Here is a 20,823-nt window from a genome sequence, read left to right on the forward strand (position 1 = left end):
CTCGGCCCCGGCTCCCTCGAGGGGGGCCGGGGCCGAGTCGGATGGCGATGCGGTCAGCGGCTGGTCGCAGCCGCCGCGCGAGTCGCTATCAGGAGCCGAACGCGGGCAGCTCGGTGTCGTCGGCGGTCTCGCCGCCCTCGGCGTCACCGCCGGCCAGCGAGCCGAGGAGCTCGGCCGAGCCGGCATCCGCGGTCTCGTCGTCATCGCCCGGGATCTCGGCGTCGATGCCGCGGAGGATGTCGATGGCGCCGGAGATGTCACCGGAGAACGCGGCCGCGACGGCGGCGGTGGCGTTGGCCTCGCACGCCTCGCCGCTCAGGCCGGGCACCACGCCCTCGGCGGAGCCGAGGAAGTCGTAGGCGGAGATGGTGCCGCACAGCTGCTCGGCGATGGCGGAGACCTCGGCGGGGGTCTCGACCTCGTCGAGCGCGTCGTCAAGCGCGTCGTCGGTGGTCTCGGTCTGGGTGGTGTCGGCGCCCTGCGTCGGGTCGGTCGGCTCCTGGGCGGCGGCGAGGCCGGCACCGGCAAAGGACAGGGCGGCAGCGGAACCGATCACGGCGATGGTCTTCTTCATGGGGATCACACCTTTCCATCGGGTTCCGGGGGATCTCCCCGGCGATACGGCGGTAACCGTAACGGCCACCCGCGCGGACTTGCTGTGGCCCGCATCACAGTCGGGTCGGCGCAGTCTGGTGGTCTGCCCACTTACGCAGCGGGAACAGCGCTCCCGCGAATTCTTCTTCATACACCCACCAGCCCCGGTTCGCGTTTGCCGGACCGGGCGAATTCGGGGAGTCTTAGCGCATGAGTGGAACCGCCGAGATCTATGACGCCGTCCTCGACCCGGGCAAGTTGGACCTGCTCCGGGCCTGGGTCCGCCACCAGGAGTGGTTCGACGGCGACCCGGAGGGCCTCGAGCAGGTGACCGCCTACCGGTTCGTCGATCCCGCCGGCGAGGTCGGGATGGAGTCGTTCCTCCTCACCGACGGTGCCCGCACCTTCCACGTGCCCGTGACCTACCGCGGGTCCGAGCTCGACGACTCCGGTGACGCACTGGTCGGCGAGATGGAGCACTCTGTACTCGGCCGCCGCTGGGTCTACGACGCCTCCGCGGATCCGGTCTACGTCGCCGAGGTCCGCCGGGTGATCAGCCACCGCGACGCCGCGGCCGACCATCTGCAGGTGGAGGACGGCACGATCACGCCGTCGCCGGTCAACATCCGCGGCGGTGGCGACGGGATCACCCAGGGCTCCAACGCGGTTCTGCACGTCATCCGGGTCGTGTCCGAGGAGAACGACGCGGAGGCCGACCGCCCGCTCATCGGATCGCCGGGCACGCTCAGCGCGACCTGGCAGGACGCGGACGGTTCGCACACCGCGGTCCTCGCCGTCGTCTCCTAGGGTCTCCGGCCCCGCCCGGCCCGGCCCCGCCCCCGAAACGGAACGCTCGCCCCGGCAATTGCCGGGGCGAGCGTGCACTATGTGGGGCGGGGCCGATCGGTGACGGGGCCCTGGTGCCGTGGCGGGCGAGTGGTCAGGCGCTCTTGATCGCCGAGACCTCGATCTCCAGGGTGACCTTCTCGGAGACCAGCACGCCGCCGGTCTCGAGCGCGGCGTTCCAGGTGAGGTCGAAGTCGCTGCGGTTGATGACCGTGGTGCCCTCGAAGCCCGCGCGCTGGTTGCCGAACGGGTCGGTGGCGGTGCCCTCGTACTTGAACGGGATGGTCACGGACTTGGTGGTGCCCTTGATGGTGAGGTCGCCGGTCACGTCCACGCCGCCCGAGCCGTTGGCGGCGATCTTCGTGGAGGTGAACGTGATCTCCGGGTACGTCTCCATGTCGAAGAAGTCGTTGGACTTGAGGTGGCCGTCGCGATCGGCGTTGCGGGTGTCGATCGAGGAGGCGTTGATGGTGACCTGGGCGGTGGCGCCCTCGATGCCTTCGGCGGGCACGGTGACGGTGCCCGTGAAGTCGTTGAACGAGCCGCGGACCTTGGTGATCATCGCGTGGCGGGTGACGAAGCCCAGGCGAGTGTGGGTGTCGTCGAGGGTCCAGGTGCCGGTGAGGTCGGTGAGTTTGGCGGTCATGGTGACTCCTTCGGGTGGGGTTGCCCGGCCGGCGGGGCCGAGCACTTAACTGTTGTGTCACCCAATATAGGCCGACCTCTATGACATGTCAACAACCATGGGGAAGTCGCCCGCGGAACCGTGCGCCGACACCGCCGACGCACGTGACGCCGCGGGTCAGCCCACGTGCCTCTCGAGGAAGTGCAGCGCGTGCTCGACGGCCCGGTCGTGGCACGGCCGGCCGGCGAAGAGGTCGAAGTGGTCGCCCGGGTAGTGCCGGACCTCGGCGCGCGCGGCGAAGGCGGCCGTCGCGGCGGCGTGCGGTGGGGCGCTGCGGTCGAGGTCGGCGATCTGGACCAGCACGGGGACGACGACGAGGTCTTCCGTGTGCCGGCCGGGCCGGAACGAGCCCAGCTCGGTGCCGATGGAGGCGCCCACCTCGTTGCGCCAGGTCGGCCCGGCGACGGAGGTGTAGGCCTCCTCGTACCCGTCAAGGGACAGTAGCGCGCTCGAGCCGGGCGGGCCGACGAGGGGGAGCAGCGGTTCGGGGCGTCCCGTCGCCGCCACGGCCTTGGCGGCGATCGCGGTCCCCGTCGCCCGCAGGAGCGAGGCGGGCGTGTGCTGGCGGGCCGCGGCCAGTGCGGCGGCCCGCCCGTCGACCAGGGGGATCATGGAGATGACGGCCGCGATGTCGTCGCGGCCCCGGGCCACCTCCAGGACGTGACCGCCCGCGAGGGAGCAGCCCCACAGCACGATGCGCGTCGGGTCGACGCCGGGTTGGGCGGCCGCGGCGGCGATGGCGGCCCGGTAGTCGTCCTGCTGGCGGGCGGGGGAGACGACCTGGCGGGGCTGGCCGTCGGAGCGCCCGAAGCCTCGGTAATCGAAGACGAGCGCGGCGTACCCGGCGGCCGCGAACGCCTCGGCGAACGGCATGAGGCCGGAGTCCGCGGTACCGCCCAGCCCGTGGGCCAGCACCACGCAGGGGCTGCCCGCCTCACTGGCACGGGCGGCATCACCGGCGCTCTCCGCCCCGCCGGCGGCGGGCAGGAACCAGCCGCGACACTCGGCGGCGTCCGGCCCCGATCCGGACCGGAAGACGATGTCGACGGGGCTGGTCATGCGGTTCTCCCTGGGTCTGCCGCGGCGTCCACCGCGGGGTCGGGTCGGCCGTACACCGAGCGGACCCACATGTCGGTGGCGACGGTGAGCAGCGGCTCGCGGGGGCCGTCGGTGTCGTAGGCCAACTGCTCGAGCACGGTCTCGTTGATGTGGATCAGCCCCAGGGCGAGTGCCTCGGGATCCACGCCGTCCGGCGCCCGACCGGCCGTGCGCTCGGTGCGCAGGAACTCGGCGATCGGGGCGGCCAGCGTCCGGCGGCCCTCGTTCCACAGCGCCCGGGTCTGTTCGTGCTTGCTGCGGGCGGTGAGCAGGGCCCGGTAGATGTGGGCGTTCTCCAACACGCGGTCGGTCAGCTTCTCGAGGGCCCCGGCCACGCGCGTGCGGAAGTCTCCCTCGCCGCCCACGATCGTCTCGACCGCCGCGCGGGCCTCGTCCTGTACCGCGGCCAGCAGGACGCCCACGGCGGCGGCCTTGGAGTCGAAGTAGAAGTAGAACGCGGACCTGGTGATCCCCGCGGACACGGTGAGGTCGGCCACCGAGATGTCGTCCAGGGCCGTGGTGCGCAGTCGGTCGTCGAGCGCGGCGAGCAGGGCCTCGCGGCGCCGGTCGCCGCGCGGGGAGGTGGTCGCCGAGGGGGCGGCCGGCGTCATGCCGTCACCCGGGCACGCAGGGCGGCGCCGCGCTCGCGGGCGCGCTCGAGACCGTGGGGGATCTCCCGGGTGCGCAGGTCGCGTTCGTAGAGGAAGTAGTCGACCTGCTGCTGGTGGCGGGGTGTGTCGAGCATGTGGCCGATGTACTTCTTCTCGTCCTCCACGATCACCCGCTCCATCTCCGCCACCGGCGGGGTGCGGTACAGGCCGGCCGCCCACGCCGCCACCAGCCGGGCCTGGGCCTCGACGAACGGGAACAGGGTCGGGGTGGACTGGGCGAAGCCGACAAAGGCGAGGTCCTCGATGCCCGGGGTGAACATCCGCTTGTAGAGCGGGACGTGGTTGTGGGCGTCGGCGCTGAGGAAGTCCCGGTCGAAGAACGGGAACGTGGTGTTGTACCCGGTGGCCTGGATGATCACGTCGAACTCGCCGCTGGTGCCGTCGGTGAAGTGCACCGTCCGGCCGTCGAGCCGGGCGATGTCCCCCTTGGCGACGACGTCCCCGGACCCCAGCCGCAGCGGCAGTTCGACCGACTGCGTGGGGTGGGCCTCGAAGAACTTGTGGTTGGGGGTCGGCAGGCCGTACTCCTCCGGCCGGCCGGCCGACATCGGCTGCATCGCCTGGATGGCCTTGCGCTGCCACGAGTACGGGATGTACGGGAAGGTCGCGAAGTACTTGTCGGCCGGCTTGCCGGCGATGTACTTGGGCACGATCCACGCACCCGACCGGGTGGACAGCGTCACCTCGTTGCGCATGACCTTGGACGACAGTTCCACCACGATGTCCGCGGCGCTGTTGCCGAGGCCCACCACGAGGATCTTCTTGTCCATGAGGTGCAGCGGATCCCACGGGTCGACGTAGGCGTGGGAGTGGATCATCTCCCCGGTGAACTCGCCGGGGAAATCGGCGAAGCGCGGGTCCCAGTGGTGTCCGTTGCCCACGACGAGCCCGTCGAAGTGGAGGGTCTCGGTCTCGCCGGCCCCGGCCTGTGCGGCCGACCCGGTGCGCGACGTGGTCAGTTCCCACCCGCCGTCCGGCAGGCGCTCGGCATGCTCGACCCGTGTCTCGAACTCGATGGACGGCAGCAGGCCGAACGCCTTGGCGTAGTCGTCCAGGTACTGCTTGATCTGGCTGTGGTGGGGGAAGTCCGGGAACTCCTCCGGCATCGGGAAGTCCCGGAAGCTCAGCTGGTGCTTGGAGGTGTCGATGTGCAGCGAGCGGTAGGCACTCGAGCTGCCGTTGGGGTTGTCGAACGCCCAGTTCCCGCCGATCCGGTCCGACGCCTCGAAGCACACCGCGTCAATCCCGTAGTCGCGGAGCATCTTCAGCGTCGTCAGGCCGCTGATGCCCGCGCCGATCACGGCGATTGTGCAGGTCGATGTCATGCGAACCCCTTCGGCGGATCCCTCGGCGAGGCAGACTCGCCGACAAGAAAGCTATGGCGCGGATCACACTATGGCCCGTGTTGACGGTCGTCAACAGCTTCCTCCGGCCTGGCGAACCACCCCGCCGAGGCCGGCCGTCAACCCTACTGGAGGCCCCGTGGACCCGGATCGCACACACGTCCCCACCCCTGACCGCGAAAGCACCTCGGACGGTTCCGATGTGGCCGCCCGCGGCCGGTCCGCCGTCGTGGTGGGCGGGGCGTCGGGGATCGGATGGGCCACCGCCCGCGCGCTCGCCGCCGGGAGGTGGCAGGTCACGATCGGCGACCTCGACGCCGAGCTGGCCGCCGCCCGCGCCGCCGAGCTCGGCCCCGCGCACCGGGCCGGCGCCGTCGACGTGACCGACGAGGCGTCGGTCGAGGCGCTGTTCGCCGGGACCGCCCCGGACCTGGTGGTCACCACCGCCGGCGTCAGCACGCTGGGTCTGGTCACGGACCACGACGCCGCCGAGTTCCGCCGGGTCGTCGACGTGTGTCTGACCGGCGCGTTCCTGGTGTTCAAGCACGGCGGCCGAGCGGTCCGGGACGGCGGCTCGATGGTCGCGATCGCCTCGCTCAACGCGCGGCAGCCCGGCCGGGGGATGGCGGCCTACTGTGCCGCCAAGGCGGGCCTGGTGATGCTCGCCCAGGTCGCGGCCCTCGAGCTGGGCGAGCGGGGGGTGCGGGTCAACACCGTCTCGCCGGGCTTCCTCGTCACCCCGCTCACCGAGCCCGTCCTGCAGATCCCCGGCCTGGCCGAGGAGTACGCCGAGAACTCCGCGATCGCCCACCGGGGGACCGCCGAGGACGTCGCCCGCGCCGTGCTCCACCTCGCCGCGGCGGACTGGATGACGGCGGAGGACCTGGCGATCGACGGTGGCGCCCAGCTGCGCCGCTACCCGGACGTGCTCGGGCTGGCGACCAGGGCGTTCGCGTGACCGCGCCCAGGTCGGCGAGCGCCCTCCATGGCCCGCGGCTGGCCGGGGCGTCGGCCGTCGTCACCGGCGGCGGGTCCGGGATCGGCGCGGCCCTCTGCCGTGCCCTCGTGGCGGCCGGCGCGCACGTGGTGGTGGCGGACATCGACCTCGCCGCCGCGCGTCGGGTCGCCGAGGAGGTGACGACGACGAGGTCCGGCCCCGGCGCCGGGTCGGCAGGGGCGGGGAGTGCCGAACCGGCGCACCTCGACGTCACCGATGCCGCAGCGGTGGCCGCCCTCGTCGAGGAGGTGGTCTCCACCCGGGGCGGGCTGGACCTGATGTTCGCCAACGCCGGCATCACCTGGGGTGGCGACACCGACAAGCTGACCCTGGAGCAGTGGAACGCGATCATCGACGTCAACGTCCGTGGGGTGGTCCACTGCGTGCACGCCGCGTACCCGCACATGATCGACCGCGGGGCCGGCGCGATCGTGCTCACCGCGTCGATGGGCGGGTTGTGCCCGGCGGGGCTCATCACCAGCTACGCGATGACCAAGCACGCGGTCGTCGGGCTCGGGCTGTCGCTGCGCGCCGAGGCCGCCGGTCACGGGGTCGGCGTGACCGTGGTGTGCCCGGCGGCGGTCGACACCGCGATCCTCGACAAGGGTGAACTCGACGGCTTCGACGGTCGGCATTTCTACCTCGACGGCCAGGGGGTGCGTCGGCCGCTGGACCCCGACCGGTTGGCGGCGAGCGTGCTCGACGGCGTCGCCCGCAACCGTGCTCTCGTGATCGAGCCCGCCCGCGCCCGGGCCACGTGGCGGCTGCAGCGACTCGCGCCCGGGGTGATGGACCGGATGATCGCCCGGTACGTCCGCGCCTCCCGCGCCCGGGCGGCACACCCCGCCATGTAGATGACGGATCAACTATGCTGACCGCATGAACTCGTCAGCCTCCGCACACGACCCCGCGACGCCCACCTCGTCGTCGTCGCCCTCCACCCACGACGCCACCCACGGTGACCCCTCCACTCAGGATGTCGCCTTCGGCCTCGACACCTTCGGCGACGTCACCGTCGACCGCGGCGGTCGGCCCGTCCACCACGCGCAGGTCCTGCGCGACGTCGTGGAGCAGGCCGTCCTCGCCGATCAGGTGGGCGTCGACGCGTTCGGCATCGGCGAGCACCACCGCCCCGATTTCGCCGTCTCCGCCCCGGACGTCCTGCTGGCCGGCATCGCCACCCGCACCGAGCGCATCACGCTGGGCTCGGCGGTCACGGTCCTCTCGAGCGACGACCCCATCCGCGTCTTCCAGCGCTTCGCCACCATCGACGCCCTGTCGAACGGGCGGGCCGAGGTCGTGCTGGGGCGCGGGTCCTTCACCGAGTCGTTCCCGCTGTTCGGCCTCGATCTCGCCCGGTACGAGCAGCTGTTCAGCGAGAAGCTCGACTTGTTCGCCGCGCTGCTGCCCGAGGGGCCGGTGACGTGGTCCGGTGAGTTGCGTCCGCCGCTGGTCGACCAGCACGTCTACCCCAAGACCGAGCACGGGCTGAACGCGTGGATCGCCGTCGGCGGCAGCCCGGAATCCGTGGTGCGCGCGGCCCGCTACCGGATGCCGCTCATGCTCGCGATCATCGGCGGCCCCGCCGGCCGGTTCGCCCCCTTCGCCGACCTGTACCGCGAGGCCAATGCCCAGTTCGCGGGCGCCGGGGCGGCTGGTGGGGGGACGGCTGGTGGGGGAACGGCCGCCCCGCGCCTGCCGATCGCCGTCCACTCGCCCGGCTTCGTCGCCGAGACCGACGCCCGGGCCGCCGAGCTGTCCGCGCGGCACTGGCTGGTCAACCGCAACCAGATCGGCCGCGAGCGCGGCTGGGGCGACGCGACCGAGGCCGACTTCCACCGCGAGGTCCGCTCGGGCGCCATGTACGTCGGGTCCCCCGAGACCGTCGCGCAGAAGATCGCCACCACCGTCCGCACGCTGGGCCTGGACCGCTTCGACCTCAAGTACGCCAGCGGCCCGACCCCGCACGACGACCTCATGACCTCCATCGACCTCTACGGCCGCAAGGTCATCCCGCGCGTGCGGGAGTTGCTCGCCGAGGCCGGGTACACCGCGGGTGTGCCGCAGACGGTCTCGAGGGTGTGACGGTGGCGTGTGACGTGGGTCTGTGACCCAGGTATCGCCGGGGCTCACCGATCTGCACGACGGGGCCCGGCGGGATTACGGTGATGCCATGCTGTTCGCGTTCTCCGTCGCCCCCACGTCCACCGCGGACGACTCGGCATCCGTGAGTCGCGCGGTCGCGGAAGCCGTCCGCGTGGTCCGCGACTCCGGCCTGCCGTACGAGACCACCTCGATGTTCACCACCATCGAGGGCGAGTGGGACGAGGTCATGCCCGTTATCCGCGCCGCCACGGACGCCGTGCTGGCCGTGGCGCCGCGCGTGAGCCTGGTGCTCAAGGCGGACCTGCGGCCCGGCCGATCGGGGGAGCTGCGCGGCAAGGTGGAGCGGGTCGAGCGCCACCTCGCGGGTGGCCGGGAGTCCGACGACGACGAGGGGGGCCGCGCGTGACCTCTCCCCACCCGTTCAACGGGATCGCGGACCGGGCGGAGTCGGCCATCGATCACGTGGCGCGGTCACGGGGTCGGACGGCGGTGGCGTACGTCGCGGCCACCGTGCTCGGCGGGCTCGGTGCGCTCGTGGTGGTGGTTGTGCAGGTGCTCTCCGGCCGGGCCGCGATGTTGGACGTGCTGTTGTGGCTCGCGATGGCGGTCATGCTGTTCGGCGCTGCGGCGCACCGCTGGTGGCTCGGCGGGCGCAACGAGGAACGCTCCCGCCGGATCGCGGCGTCGATCCGCCCCGAGCAGATCGCCGCGGCGATGCGCGGTTCCTCCGGGGAGATCGACGCGGTGCGCCGCCTGCGGGTCGCCCACCCCGGCCTCGGGCTGCGTGACGCCTACGAGCTCTACCAGCACCACTCCCGCGAGCTGCGCTGACGTCGCTGGGCCCGGCCGCGGTGCCCGGACGGAGGGTCCGGCCGCGGGGCCCGGACGCTCAGCACCCCCCGGCGCCGCCGAGGGCCCCGGCGACGATCGCGTGCGTCCGCGCGTCGACTGCCATCCCCCCGTGCGAATTCGGTCGGCCCCCGCACGCGTCCTCGGGAACGACCCACCGCGCGCCCGGGCCGGGGACGAAGCTGCGCTCGGGCGGGAGCAGGTGGTCGCCGCGCGTGGCGATGAGCGTGTAGCCGACGCCGGGCAGGAACGGGGTGCGGTCGAGCCCGTACCAGGCGGCGATCATCGGGCTGCCCGGGGACAGTTCGGCCAGTCCCCGCAGGTTCGCGGCCCACAGGCCCAGAGCCGCGACCTCGCGCGGCAGCTGGTTCGGGATGAGGCCGCTGTTGTCGGCGCCCCAGTACCCGCCCACGGAGACCACGCGGTTCACCGCGCCCGGCCGCAGCACCTTGGTGGTGTACCCGGCGATCGCGGCGCCCTGCGAGTAACCGACCAGGTCCACCTGCTCGGCCCCGGTCACCGCGCGTACGTGGTCGATCACCCCGGCCAGTTGCGGTCCCGATGCGGCGACGATCGAGTCGAGCCCGCCGCGCGCCGGGTTGCCCGCGTAGGCGCCGAGGGTCGGGGCGATCACGCAGAAGCCCTGACGGCGTAGCGGATCGCCGAGGCGCGGCATCGTGTCGGCCCCGTTGTCGAAGGTCCCGTGGACGAGGATCACCGGCCGCGGATGCGCCACGGTGGGTCGGCAGGTCACGGGCGCGGCCGCGGCGGCGGGCGGACCGGGATCGCCGATCGGCCCGTTGATCCCGTTCAGGGCCTCGGTGACGTACGGCCCAAGCTCGCCGGTGGGGTCGAGGTCGCGCAGGTAGTCGCCGAGCGAGCCGAGCTGGACCTGCGCCCGGGCCGCCGGCGTGACCCGGTCCGCGACCCGGTCCGGCACCGGGCCCGCCCCGGTGGCGACGGGGATCGCCAGCACGAGCGCGGCGAGCGCGCCGGCCAGTCCGGTGCGGCGCGCTCGGCTTCTGCGGCTCGTGCGGTGCGCCGGGCGACGTCCGGCCGGGCGTGAGGGTGTGCGGGAACCGAGCATTTCAGACCCCCCGGGGCGTGACGGTCAGACCAGTATGCGTCCCGGACTCAGCGAGGGGAACCGCAGCGCCTCACGAAACCGCTGCGCCTCACGAAACCGGCGCGCCGCGCGACTACCCGGTGACCATCGCACGCCCCGTCTGCGGGGCGCCCGCACCCGGCAGCGACCACGAGGGCAGGATCGATACACATGAGGGCAGCGTTCGACGCCGCGGTGGACCGCCATGGTCCCACCGTGCTGCGGGTGTGCCGCGCGGTGCTCGGCCCGGGCCCTGACGCCGACGACGCCTGGTCCGAGACGTTCCTCTCGGCACTGAGGGCGTGGCCCGGGCTGCCCGAGGACACCGACGTCGAGGCCTGGCTCGTCCGGGTCGCGCACCGCCGGGCGGTGGACGTGGTGCGGCGTTCGGTCCGGGAGGCCGCACCGAGCGGGGCCGCCGACGACGTCGCCGTTCTCGACGCCCGCACACCACGTCCCGGGGGCGCGCGGGGAACGACGGGGGTCGACGACGACGAGGTCGGCGATCCGCGGATCTGGGATGCCGTCGCCGCCCTGCCCACCCGGCAGCGCATCTGTGTGGCCTACCGGTATCTGGGCGGGCTCCGCTATGCCGAGATCGCCGAGCTCACCGGCGGCACCGAGGCGGCGGCTCGCCGCGCGGCCGCGGACGGGATCGCCCGCCTGCGCACGACGCTCGAACCGCACGGTCACCTCGACCCGCACAGTCCCCTCGAACCGCGCCGTCCCCTCGAACCGCGCCGTGCTCTCGAACCGCACCGTCCCACGGAGGAGATGTCATGACCGACCCGATCCACGATCCGGCCGCGCACGACCCGGCGGCGCCCGATCCGGCAGCGGACGACCCTGCGATCTCCGAGGCCGGCGTGGCGTCGCTCCTGCGGTCCGCCCCCGCGGACACGACCCGACTGCGGGATCGCCTGGCCCGCGACGCCGAGCGCGAGGGCCTGGTCGACGTGGCCTACCGCAGCGTCGACACCCCGATCGGTGGGCTGCTGTTGGCCGCGTCCCCGGCCGGGTTGGTGTACGTGGCGTTCGAGGTGGAGGATTCCGGGGTGGTCCTCGAGATGTTGGCCGACCGGGTCGGACCCCGGATCCTCGGCGCGCCGACGGAGTCGCCGGTGCTCGACGCGGCCGCGGCCCAGATCGACCAGTACCTCGACGGCCGCCGCCGCGAGTTCGACCTGCCCCTCGACACCCGCCTCGCCCGCGGATTCCGTGGTGAGGTCCAACAGCATCTGGCCCGGGTCGGGTACGGGCGGACCGCGACCTACCGCGAGATCGCCGTCGAACTCGACCGGCCCGGCGCCGTCCGCGCGGTGGGGTCGGCCTGCGCGACCAATCCGCTGCCGCTGGTGTGGCCGTGTCACCGGATCCTGCGCTCGGACGGCGGACTGGGCGGCTACCGGGGCGGGCTCGCGGCCAAGCAGCGGCTCCTCGAGATGGAATCGGCGGCGTGACCGCGGCGCAGCTCCTCGGTCTGTTCGGCGTCTGGGCGATCGCGGTGGTCTCGCCGGGGCCCGACGTCGTCGTCGTCCTCCAACGTGCCCTCGCCGGACGGCGTCAGGGTCTCGCCACCGCGCTGGGGATCGTCACCGGCCTGACGGTGTGGCTCGCGGCCGCGTTCGCCGGAGTCGCGACCCTCGTGCGTGTGTACCCGCAGGTCATGACGGGTCTCCAGGTCGCCGGCGGGCTCCTGCTCGCGACCCTCGGCGTGCTCGGCCTGCGCGGCTGGTGGCGCTCGCGCCGTGCGACCCCACCGCCGGCCACCGCCGCACCCGCCACCACCGCCGCACCCACCACTCCACCACCGGATCCGCTACTCGAAATCGGGATCCGCTACCCGGATTCGGATAGCGGATCCCGAATCGGCGTAGCGGATTTGGTGCCGCGGGGGGATTTCACCCGCGGCCTGCTCACCAACCTCGCCAACCCCAAGGCCCTGGTGTTCTTCGGCGCGGTGCTCACCCCGTTCCTCCGCGAGGAGGTCTCGCCCGCGTGGTCGGTGGCCCTGGTCGCCGGGATGATCGCGGTCGCGCTCGCCTGGTTCGCCGGTCTCGCGACGGTCGCCTCGCACCGGGTGGTCAACGAGCGGGTCGGGCGGCTGCTGCCGTGGGTCGACGTCGTGGCCAGCACACTGTTCGTGGTGGTGGGGGTGGCGTTCGTGGCCACCGCGCTCGCGTAGGGCACACGCGGGCTAGGTTCTGCTCCATGGATTCTCAGGTCGACCGTCGCAGCTGGGTGCGCGTGGCCCTCGCGGTGTTCGCCGTGGGCTGGGGTGCCAACCAGTTCGCCCCGCTGCTGCATCTGTACCGCGCCGAGCTGGGCCTGTCGCAGTCCAGCGTCACCGCGATCTTCAGCGTCTACATCGTCGGCCTGCTGCCCACCCTGCTGGTGGCCGGCCGGTGGTCCGACCGCAACGGCCGCCGTGTGCTCATGCGGCCCGTCCTGGTCCTCTCGTTGCTGGCGACGCTGTTCATGCTGCTGGGGCCGCAGGATTCGCTGTGGCTGTACCTGGGTCGGTTCCTCGCCGGGCTGGCGTCCGGGGCCGCGTTCGGGGCCGGCAGCGCCTGGGTCCGCGAACTCTCCGCCGGCGGGCCGCCCGGCACCGGTGCGCGGCGCGCGGCCATCGCGCTGACCGGCGGGTTCGGGCTCAGCGGCCTGGCGGCGGGCATGGTCGGGGAGTTCGCCCCCGCCCCGCTCTTCTCGGCGTACCTTCCGCATCTGATCCTCGGCACGATCGCGCTGGTCGCGGCGTGGGGCGCCGCGGACCCGTACCAGCCGCACGACGGGCCGGAGGCCGCCCCGCTCATCCCCGCCACGGCCGGCACCCGCCGGTTCCTCCTCGGGGTCGCGCCGTGGGCCCCGCTGGTGTTCGGCTGCGCCAGCATGTCGTTCGCGGTGCTCGCCGACCTGCTGGGCGGGGACGCCTTCGGCCGGCCCACCCTGTACGCGGGCGTCATGGTGGGCGTCACGCTGGGCGCCGGGGTGCTGGTCCAACCCGCCGTCCGCAGGATCGCGGCCGCGTCACCGCCGTCCCGGCCGCCGGTCATGGGACTCGCCGCCGCCTCGCTCGGGATGGCCGCCGGAGCGTTGCTGGCCGCCTCGCCCGCACTCCCCGGCCGGGCCCTCTGGCTGCTGCCCGTCGCGGTCCTGCTCGGCGTGGGGTACGCCACGCTGCTGGTGGCGGGGCTGGTCGAGGTCGAGCTGCAGTCCGGACCGCGGGACCACGCCGGGCTCGTGGCCGTGTTCTACGTCCTGGCCTACCTCGGGATGGCCACGCCGTACGTGCTCGCCGAGCTCTCGCGCGCCGGCGGTCCGGTCCCGTGGATCGCCGGGCTGGCGGTGGTGTGCGCGCTGCTCATCCCGCTCACCCAGCGACAGCTACGCTAGCCGGCACGTCGAGGATCACCCCGAGTTGCGCAGGGCCGTGGCCAGACCGTTCATGGTCAGCTGGATGCCGGTTCGCACCGCCGGGTCGGAGTCCCCGGCGCGATAGCGGCGCAGCAACTCGACCTGCAGCACGTTGAGCGGTTCGAGGTAGGGGAAGCGATTGCGCACCGAGCGGGCCAGCGCCGGGTTGTCGTCCAACAGCGTCTCCTGCCCCATGATCTCCAGCAGCATCTCGCGGGTCAGCTCAAACTCGTCGGTGAGCACCCCGTGGATCCGCCTACCCACCTCGGCGTCCGGGACGAGTTCGGCGTAGCGACCGGCCAGCCCCATGTCCGCCTTGGCCATCACCTGCGCCATGTTGGACAGGGTCGTGCGCAGGAACGGCCAGTCGTCGTTCAGCCGCCGGAGCGTGGCCAGTCTCTCCCCGGCCGCCGCCTCGCCCTCGGCGTCGACCCACTGCCGCAGTGCGGTGCCCACGCCGAACCAGCCGGGCAGCATCACCCGCGACTGCGACCACGACAGCACCCACGGGATCGCCCGCAGATCCTCGACGCTCGACGTCTGCTTGCGGGAGGACGGCCTGGACCCGATGTTGAGTTCCCCGATCTCGGCGACCGGGGTGGAGGTGGTGAAGTACTCGATGAACCCTGGGTCGTCGTGCACCAGGGACGCGTACGCCGCCCGCCCGAGCCGCGCGAGCTCGGCCATCACCCCGTACGCCTCGCCGGCCCGTTCGCCCAGCCCCTCGACGTCGAGCAGCGAGGCCTCGAGCGTCGCCGCCACGAGCGCCTCGAGGTTGCGGCGCGCCCGGCGCGGCTCGGAGTACTTGGCTGAGATGACCTCGCCCTGTTCGGTGATCCGCAGCGCGCCCTGCACCGCGCCCGGTGGCTGCGCGAGGATTGCCTCGTAGGAGTTGCCGCCGCCCCGTCCGACGGCGCCGCCGCGGCCGTGGAAGTAGCGCAGGTGCACACCCGCCCGGGTCGCGGCCTCGGCGAGGTCGCGTTCGGCCTGGTAGAGGGCCCAGTTGGCGGCCAGGTACCCGCCGTCCTTGTTGGAGTCCGAGTAGCCGAGCATCACCTCCAGCACATCGCCCTGCGCCCGGATGAGCGCCCGGAACTGCGGGATCGCGAGCGCCGCGTCGAGGATGTCCGGCCCCGCCGCGAGGTCGTCGATCGTCTCCAGCAGCGGGATGAGTCGCACGCTCGAGCGCGGCTCGGCCGGGTCACCGGAGAACAATCCGACCTCGCGCAGCAGCACCGCGGGCTCGAGCAGGTCGGAGACCGTCCCGCACATGGACACGATGTAGTGCGGCACCACCTCCGGGCCGAGCAGGTCCACGGCCGCGGCGGCCGCCCGCATCACCCCGAGTTCCTTGGCCGCCAGCTCTGACAGCTCCGCGCGCGGGCCGAGCAGCGGCCGGTCGTGCGAGAGCTCGCGCAGCAGCAGTTCCACGCGGGCCTCCTCGTCCAGCGCCGAGTAGTCCTCGCTCACCCCGGCCAGGGCGAACAGCTCGGTGAGCACCTCCTCGTGCGACTCCGAGTTCTGCCGCATGTCGAGTGCTTGCAGGTGGAACCCGAACGTCCGTACTGCCCACCGCAGGTCCCGCAGACGCGGCGACCGCGCCAGGTCGCCACCGCAGGACCCGAGCGCGGCGTCGATGACATCCAGATCGGCCAGCATCTCCGCCGGGGAGGTGTAGGCCTCGTCGTCGTCGTGACCGATCGCGGGGGACGACGATCCGGGTGACGACGACGAGGACCTCACCCGCGCGGCGAGCCGACGGCGGACCACCCGCACGGCGCGGCGGAACGGCACGTCCTCGCGCGCGGCGGCGAGCTCCTCGTCGGCCTCCACCAGCGAGTCCGCGAGGTCGCTGAGCTCGGGGGGCACGTCAACGACCCGCCGCGAGAGGGGCAGCTCCCGCTCGAGCAGGCGTAGTTCGGCGGTGTAGTGGCGGTGCAGCAGTTCGGCGGCCTGCTCGGTGGCGAACCGCACGACGTCCCCGGTGACGTACGGGTTGCCGTCGCGGTCACCGCCGATCCACGAGCCGGGGCGCACGACGGGGCGGTCGCCGGAGCCGAGACGGTCGGCGATCTCCGCGTTGAGCGGCGGGATCACGTCGATGAGCGTGGCCTCGTGGTACTGCAGCCCGCCCAGGACCTCGTCCTCGATTCGAGGGCGCTGGCTGCGGATGATCGCCGTCTGCCACAGGGTGAGCACCTGCCGGCGGATGTCCTGCTCCACCTGCTCGAGCTCGGCATCGGTGACGCGGTCCCGGTGCCCCGCCCCGTCCGACCCCGTGCGCAGGGCGTCGCGGCGGCGCATGAGGTCCAGCACCCGTCGGGTGATCTCGAAGACCGAGCGCCGACGGGTCTCGGTGGGGTGCGCCGTGAGCACGGGGACGACCCGGGCGGTGGAGCGGACCGTCTCGAGCTTGTCGGCGCCCGGTTCGGTCTCGGCCAGGCGTGCCCAGGTGGCCTCGAGGTCCCCGTCGGGCGGCGGCGAGCCCGCGGCCGTGTGGATCCGGCGTCGCCGCTCCTGGTGGAGGTCCTCGGCCACGTTGGCCAGCAGGGCGAACAGCGAGAACGCGCGGATGACGGGGATGACCTCGGCGGCGGGCACATCGGTGAACAGGGCGGCGACCTCGTCACGGTCGGCTTCCGAGCGGCGGACGGCGAACGCGGTGCGCCGCGCGGTCTCCACCAGGTCGAAGATCCGCTGGCCCGCCTGCTCCCGCACGGTGTCGCCGAGCAGGGCGCCGAGGAACCGGACGTCGTCGCGCAGCGGCCGGACCGCGTCCTCGAGCGGATCGACGCCGTCGGGCGCGAGCTGATCGACGCCGGGTTGGTCGGCGTTCGGCTGCTCGGTCGGACGCTGGTCGGACTGGGTGATGTCGGCCATGTCCGCCACAGTAGGCGCGGGATATGACAAGTGCGTGAAACCTGGCCCGCGCCCCATCCGCCGGCGCACGCGGGCGCGAGAACCGGGGAGAACCCGGATGCGCCGCCGCAGCTCTACGGGGAGACTGGGATCATGTCCCAGCAGCCCGGATTCTCCCAGTACGGCGACCCCCGGTACGGCGACCCCCGGTACGGTCAGCCGCCGGTGGCCGACCCCGATGACCGCACGCCCGCGGCCCTGGCCCACGCGTCGAGCCTCATCGCGATGGCGCTGTCGGCCGGCTGGCTGTCGTTCGTCGGCCCGCTCGTGATGTGGCTGATCTACAAGGACCGCAGCCCGTTCGTCCGCCAGGCCGCCGCCGGATCGTTCAACTTCAACCTCGGCCTGTGGATCATGAGCATCGTGGGCTGGATCTGCATCATCACGGTGATCGGCATCCCGCTCGGCCTCATCCTGCTGGCGGTGTCGTTCCTCGCGCAGGTCATCGGCCACGTGATCGGCACTCTCCGCGCACTCAAAGGGCGGACGATCAACTACCCGTTCCAGCTCAAGGTGCTGCGATAGCATTCTGACCTGCTTTCACCGCCGCATCAGATAGCGCCACGGTCGCCGTGGTCACATCCAGTTGACGCCGTCGTGTTCGTGTTCGCGCACTCGGTAATCGATCATCCTGGTGAGCAGCGGCCGGGGTGGGGTTGTGTCGTACGGCAGCGCGATGGTGCCTTTGCCGGTGCGGTACTGGGTGATTTCGGCCTCGAAAGCAGCTCGGGTGGACGGGGTGAAGGCGACGCTGGCGTGGGCCTTGTGTCCGCTGAACATGAACAAGATGACGCCGTCGGGATGGACGTAGGCCGGGTGGCCCCACTTGATCTGCTCGACCGCATCAGGAGCGGCCTCGCGGCTCAGGGCGCGGAGTTCGGTGAGAAGGGCTCGGCCGAGAGGCGGTGCTGCGTCGAGGTACTCGTCGACAGTCGTTGGCTTCGACATCGTCTCTTACTCCATTCCGTTGCCATGGGCGACGGGGGGCGGCGTGGGCTGTGCCGAAAGAGGGCGCGATAAACGGGACGGGAATGGGGTGGGTTTGTCTCGGTCGATGAACGCCATCTTGCCGGAAACGTAGTGAAGAGCGACCGACCCGCCAAGACTGGCCAGCGTCGCTTCGCTTTAACGCGGATCGGTCATATAGGGCAGTCAAGCGCACCGACCCGATCTGGTTCAATGAGGTACACCCATGCGGGACGGTCGGGGGACCGCCATTCGTGCTGTGGAGCTGACCTCTCAGTGGCGGTCTTCAGAGACCGCTCATTTGCGGCAGAGAAGAGCCTTATTGGAGCCCGAAGGCTCCGCCGCTGATCAGAATGAAGGCGCCTAAGCCGATCAGGACAATCGGGAACAGGATGTGTTCCCAGCGTTCCAGGACTTCGGCGATCGGCCGGCGCGTGGCGACGAACTTGGCCAGGCCCACCAGTCCTGCTACCAGCACTAGGAACACGATGCAATAGGCGATCACGGCTCCCGTGCCCACGTTGAGGAAGACGGGGACGTAGACGCCGATGTTATCTCCGCCGTTGGCGAAGGTGACGCCGGCGACGGTCCACACGGCGACGTTCTTGCCCTCGATTTTTGCGTCGTCGTCATCGTCATCGGTCCCTCGCCAGGACTGCCACGCGGCCCACAGTCCCAAGCTCAATGGGATCAGTCCGAAGTAGGGGATGGCCTCCGGGGGCAGGAAGGCCCCCGCGCCCAGGGAGACGAGTACAGCGGCGCCGAGGATGCCGACGAACCCGAGATACTGGCCGGCCAGGATGCGGGCGGTGGTTCCACGTTGGCCTGCGCCGCGGGCGAAGAACAGTGAGAGGACGATGATGTCGTCGATGTTGGTGGCGATGAACAGGCCGATCGCCTGCAAGGCCGAGGTCAGGATCACGCGCCCGACCCCGTGTCACAACAACCCGGCGCTGAGCAGGCTGGGTCCAGGCAGGAGGCGTTCTCGTTGACGGCGAGGGTGACCTCGACCAGGGAGGCTAGTGACTGCGCCAGATGCGGATCTGCGATCTCATAGCGGGTCTGGCGGCCTTCGGGCACGGCGACCGCGATCCCGCAGTCGCGATAGCACGCCAGATGGTTCGACACGTTCGAACGCGTCAGTCCCAAGTCCCGGGCCAGCTCCGCCGGGTAGGCCGGCCGCTCCAGCAACGTCAGCAGTATCCGGGACCGCGTCGGATCGGCCATCGCCCGCCCCAACCGATTCATCACATCCACACGAGAAGCAACAGTCAGCATATGTTGAACTATACAGTGATCGCTGAACTGTCGCGAAGGCGCCTTAAGAACCTAAAGGTTTTCAAGACACTTGGCCCCGTCCGAGTTGGCGGCCAGTTCTGAGTAGGTTTCCTGGCCCTATGGCCACCCGCCGGTGTCTCATTAAGTCATCTTGGCGGCTTTCGTCTCAGGAGCGGCCTCGGTAGGGGTTTATGGGGCATCATCGAGCCATGAGGCATCTGGGGTACACCCGCGTCAGTACCGCGAGTCAGGACGCGCAGTTGCAGTTGGATGCACTCATAGATTCCGGGGTGCAGAAACGCGACGTCTTCTCTGACGTCACCTCGGGGAGCCGGGCCGCGATCGAGCGCCCGGGGATGAAGCGGCTGTTGGACTACGTCGAGTCCGGCGATACCGTCGTGGTGTGGCGCATTGACCGTCTCGGCCGCTCCCTGATCGATGTCCTCAATACCGTAAACCTGCTTCGCGACAAGGGCGTGAAGATCCGGTCGCTCTCGGACGGCATCGACCCGGAGACCACCTCCGGCCGGTTGATGCTGGGCATGCTCGCCACCCTGGCCGAGTACGAGCGCGAGCTCATCACTGAACGCGTCAACGCCGGCATCGCCGCAGCGAAGCAGAGCGGCACGAGGTTCGGCCGGCTCCCGGTCGACCCCGCAGTGATCGCCGAAAAACTCGACATCGCCCAGGGCGCCCGCAAAAAGGGGCGCACCGCCGCCGAAGCGGCCAGCTTGGTCGGATGGTCACGCGCCACCCTCTACCGCCACCAGCAAGCCGCCCGAGCCCTCGAGCCACTCGACCACTAATGCTGGCGGCGCCGCTAGGCATCACCGCTAGAACGCCGCCACTGGGCAGCGCGATCTGCCAGTACACCCGTGCGGGACGATATGACGTCTACCGTCGCCGCTGTGTCACAGGGTCCACTTCGGCGTTTATGAAACGTCTTCCCGTCGGGTCTAATATCTACTGATACAGATTCCGGGCGAAAGGGTCTCTTCGATGGCCGATCGGATCGGGACGTTGCTCAACCGTTCGGGTGATGGTGGCGAGGAGGTGCTCATCGTTAGCCGCGGGAAAGAGCGGACTCGGTTCCGGCGCCGGGACGAGTTGGGCTGGAGCTTTCGGGTGGAGTCGACGGACTCGGAGAACATCATCGAGCGGAACCCGAAACGAAAGCCAAAGCCGGATCCGAAGCCGGCTCGCCGGGCCTCGCGTCCTCGTGGGCAGCGAGTGGCGTACGTGCGGGTTTCGGCGGCCGATCAGAACGAGGCGCGTCAGCTCGAAGCGGTGGGGGAGTGCGACCGGGTCTACGTCGAGAAACAGTCCGCTCGCTCGCGTGCCGATCGCGTGAAGCTAGAAGAGTGCATCAGGTATCTCCGGGACGGTGACGAGCTGGTTGTTGCGTCGATGGACCGGCTCGCCCGTTCTCTGGTTGATCTCAAGCAGATCGTCGGCGAGATCACCGCCAAGGGCGCCAGTGTGGAGTTCGTCCACGAGCGGGCCACCTACGCCGCCGGCGCCCAGGATCCTAGAGCAGACCTGATGCTCTCGCTGCTCGGTGCGTTCGCCGAGTTCGAGCGGGCCATCATCCGTGAACGCCAGGCCGAGGGCATCGCCATCGCCAAGGCGAAGGGCAAGTACAAGGGACGCAAACGCGTCCTGACTGACGAGCAGATCGACAAGGCCCGCGCCCGCATCGAGGCAGGGGAGGGGCCGTCGGCGATCGCCCGCGATCTGGAAGTCGGACGGTCAACGTTGTACCGCGCCCTCCAACGACATACGACGTAGACGAGGAAGGGGAAGCGACATGGATGGGTGGTCGCCAGTGTGCGGCAAGGGGCGCATCGCAGCGTTGCTCGAGACCGGGACCGTGGGTGCTGTCCGAGATCTCTTTCCCTACGGGGTGCGGATCCTGTGTCCGATCACGCTCCATACGGGCCGCGACGTGGCCG

At 71.3% G+C, this 20,823-nt stretch carries 23 protein-coding genes; 13 read left to right on the forward strand and 10 right to left on the reverse strand.

Translation table 11 applies throughout. The features are described 5' to 3' along the window. Positions 1-88: 88 nt before the first annotated feature. Complete coding sequence (locus tag AB5G72_RS00355) at positions 89-574, reverse strand: hypothetical protein (RefSeq protein ID WP_440220668.1); 486 nt, start codon at positions 572-574, stop codon at positions 89-91. 230 nt (positions 575-804) lie between these two features. Between AB5G72_RS00355 and AB5G72_RS00360 the strand changes: the two genes are divergently transcribed. Beyond that, positions 805-1,401 (forward strand): maltokinase N-terminal cap-like domain-containing protein, encoded by a 597-nt coding sequence (locus tag AB5G72_RS00360; RefSeq protein WP_440220669.1) that lies wholly within the window; start codon positions 805-807, stop codon positions 1,399-1,401. 133 nt (positions 1,402-1,534) lie between these two features. Here AB5G72_RS00360 and AB5G72_RS00365 read toward each other — a convergent pair whose 3' ends face one another. From AB5G72_RS00365 to AB5G72_RS00380, 4 genes are all read right to left on the reverse strand, one after another. Then, positions 1,535-2,086, reverse strand: coding sequence for a YceI family protein (locus AB5G72_RS00365; RefSeq protein ID WP_440220670.1), 552 nt, complete (start codon positions 2,084-2,086; stop codon positions 1,535-1,537). A gap of 156 nt (positions 2,087-2,242) precedes the next feature. Further along, positions 2,243-3,184, reverse strand: coding sequence for an alpha/beta hydrolase (locus AB5G72_RS00370; RefSeq protein WP_440220671.1), 942 nt, complete (start codon positions 3,182-3,184; stop codon positions 2,243-2,245). Next, positions 3,181-3,834, reverse strand: a complete 654-nt coding sequence (locus tag AB5G72_RS00375; protein ID WP_154830912.1) for a TetR/AcrR family transcriptional regulator — start codon at positions 3,832-3,834, stop codon at positions 3,181-3,183. Before AB5G72_RS00375 ends, AB5G72_RS00370 begins: the two co-directional genes overlap by 4 nt. Beyond that, positions 3,831-5,219, reverse strand: a complete 1,389-nt coding sequence (locus AB5G72_RS00380) for a flavin-containing monooxygenase (RefSeq protein WP_440220672.1) — start codon at positions 5,217-5,219, stop codon at positions 3,831-3,833. The genes AB5G72_RS00375 and AB5G72_RS00380 overlap by 4 nt, the downstream gene beginning before the upstream one ends. A gap of 220 nt (positions 5,220-5,439) precedes the next feature. Here AB5G72_RS00380 and AB5G72_RS00385 point away from each other — a divergent pair, with 220 nt between their 5' ends. The 5 genes from AB5G72_RS00385 to AB5G72_RS00405 all read left to right on the forward strand — a co-directional run bounded on the left by AB5G72_RS00385 (position 5,440) and on the right by AB5G72_RS00405 (position 9,171). After that, a complete protein-coding gene (locus AB5G72_RS00385) occupies positions 5,440-6,195 on the forward strand; it encodes an SDR family NAD(P)-dependent oxidoreductase (RefSeq protein WP_440221530.1) in 756 nt (251 codons plus the stop codon). Next, positions 6,192-7,088, forward strand: a complete 897-nt coding sequence (locus AB5G72_RS00390; protein WP_440220673.1) for an SDR family NAD(P)-dependent oxidoreductase — start codon at positions 6,192-6,194, stop codon at positions 7,086-7,088. The genes AB5G72_RS00385 and AB5G72_RS00390 overlap by 4 nt, the downstream gene beginning before the upstream one ends. A gap of 25 nt (positions 7,089-7,113) precedes the next feature. Then, a complete protein-coding gene (locus AB5G72_RS00395; protein ID WP_440220674.1) occupies positions 7,114-8,319 on the forward strand; it encodes an LLM class flavin-dependent oxidoreductase in 1,206 nt (401 codons plus the stop codon). Between the two features lie 88 nt (positions 8,320-8,407). Next, complete coding sequence (locus tag AB5G72_RS00400) at positions 8,408-8,746, forward strand: MTH1187 family thiamine-binding protein (RefSeq protein ID WP_440220675.1); 339 nt, start codon at positions 8,408-8,410, stop codon at positions 8,744-8,746. Further along, positions 8,743-9,171, forward strand: coding sequence for a hypothetical protein (locus AB5G72_RS00405; RefSeq protein ID WP_440220676.1), 429 nt, complete (start codon positions 8,743-8,745; stop codon positions 9,169-9,171). The genes AB5G72_RS00400 and AB5G72_RS00405 overlap by 4 nt, the downstream gene beginning before the upstream one ends. A gap of 58 nt (positions 9,172-9,229) precedes the next feature. Here the strand turns inward: AB5G72_RS00405 and AB5G72_RS00410 are convergent, their stop codons facing one another. Continuing rightward, entirely contained in the window at positions 9,230-10,276 is a 1,047-nt protein-coding gene (locus tag AB5G72_RS00410) for an esterase/lipase family protein (RefSeq protein ID WP_440220677.1), read from the reverse strand. Between the two features lie 189 nt (positions 10,277-10,465). On the opposite strand from AB5G72_RS00410, the gene AB5G72_RS00415 reads away from it, so the two are divergent. The 4 genes from AB5G72_RS00415 to AB5G72_RS00430 are packed head-to-tail and all read left to right on the forward strand — an operon-like array spanning position 10,466 to position 13,687. Next, positions 10,466-11,077, forward strand: a complete 612-nt coding sequence (locus tag AB5G72_RS00415) for an RNA polymerase sigma factor (protein ID WP_440220678.1) — start codon at positions 10,466-10,468, stop codon at positions 11,075-11,077. Next, positions 11,074-11,754 (forward strand): methylated-DNA--[protein]-cysteine S-methyltransferase, encoded by a 681-nt coding sequence (locus AB5G72_RS00420; RefSeq protein ID WP_440220679.1) that lies wholly within the window; start codon positions 11,074-11,076, stop codon positions 11,752-11,754. The genes AB5G72_RS00415 and AB5G72_RS00420 overlap by 4 nt, the downstream gene beginning before the upstream one ends. Continuing rightward, positions 11,751-12,479, forward strand: a complete 729-nt coding sequence (locus AB5G72_RS00425; RefSeq protein WP_440220680.1) for a LysE family translocator — start codon at positions 11,751-11,753, stop codon at positions 12,477-12,479. Before AB5G72_RS00420 ends, AB5G72_RS00425 begins: the two co-directional genes overlap by 4 nt. Before the next feature lie 26 nt (positions 12,480-12,505). Then, on the forward strand, positions 12,506-13,687 hold the full coding sequence (locus AB5G72_RS00430; RefSeq protein ID WP_096906315.1) for an MFS transporter: 1,182 nt from the start codon (positions 12,506-12,508) through the stop codon (positions 13,685-13,687). 15 nt (positions 13,688-13,702) lie between these two features. On the opposite strand, the gene ppc is transcribed toward AB5G72_RS00430, so the two are convergent. Then, on the reverse strand, positions 13,703-16,588 hold the full coding sequence (gene ppc, locus AB5G72_RS00435) for a phosphoenolpyruvate carboxylase (RefSeq protein ID WP_440220681.1): 2,886 nt from the start codon (positions 16,586-16,588) through the stop codon (positions 13,703-13,705). Between the two features lie 132 nt (positions 16,589-16,720). Between ppc and AB5G72_RS00440 the strand changes: the two genes are divergently transcribed. Beyond that, on the forward strand, positions 16,721-17,152 hold the full coding sequence (locus AB5G72_RS00440; RefSeq protein ID WP_154830923.1) for a DUF4870 domain-containing protein: 432 nt from the start codon (positions 16,721-16,723) through the stop codon (positions 17,150-17,152). Positions 17,153-17,203: 51 nt separating this feature from the next. On the opposite strand, the gene AB5G72_RS00445 is transcribed toward AB5G72_RS00440, so the two are convergent. The 3 genes from AB5G72_RS00445 to cmtR form a co-directional block, all read right to left on the reverse strand. Further along, positions 17,204-17,575: an iron chaperone gene (locus AB5G72_RS00445; protein ID WP_440220682.1), complete on the reverse strand. Its 372-nt coding sequence runs from the start codon at positions 17,573-17,575 to the stop codon at positions 17,204-17,206. A gap of 337 nt (positions 17,576-17,912) precedes the next feature. Continuing rightward, complete coding sequence (locus AB5G72_RS00450; RefSeq protein ID WP_106385994.1) at positions 17,913-18,515, reverse strand: cadmium resistance transporter; 603 nt, start codon at positions 18,513-18,515, stop codon at positions 17,913-17,915. Further along, positions 18,512-18,871, reverse strand: a complete 360-nt coding sequence (gene cmtR / locus AB5G72_RS00455; protein ID WP_440220683.1) for a Cd(II)/Pb(II)-sensing metalloregulatory transcriptional regulator CmtR — start codon at positions 18,869-18,871, stop codon at positions 18,512-18,514. The genes AB5G72_RS00450 and cmtR overlap by 4 nt, the downstream gene beginning before the upstream one ends. Positions 18,872-19,080: 209 nt before the next feature. On the opposite strand from cmtR, the gene AB5G72_RS00460 reads away from it, so the two are divergent. Then, positions 19,081-19,677, forward strand: coding sequence for a recombinase family protein (locus tag AB5G72_RS00460; protein WP_440220685.1), 597 nt, complete (start codon positions 19,081-19,083; stop codon positions 19,675-19,677). Between the two features lie 193 nt (positions 19,678-19,870). After that, positions 19,871-20,659 carry a recombinase family protein gene (locus tag AB5G72_RS00465; RefSeq protein ID WP_107749164.1) on the forward strand — a complete coding sequence of 263 codons (789 nt, stop codon included), beginning with the start codon at positions 19,871-19,873 and terminating at the stop codon, positions 20,657-20,659. Positions 20,660-20,823: the final 164 nt, after the last annotated feature.

Origin of the sequence: Dietzia sp. MNB45 (assembly GCF_051994785.1) — a bacterium.
Taxonomy (GTDB): domain Bacteria; phylum Actinomycetota; class Actinomycetes; order Mycobacteriales; family Mycobacteriaceae; genus Dietzia; species Dietzia kunjamensis.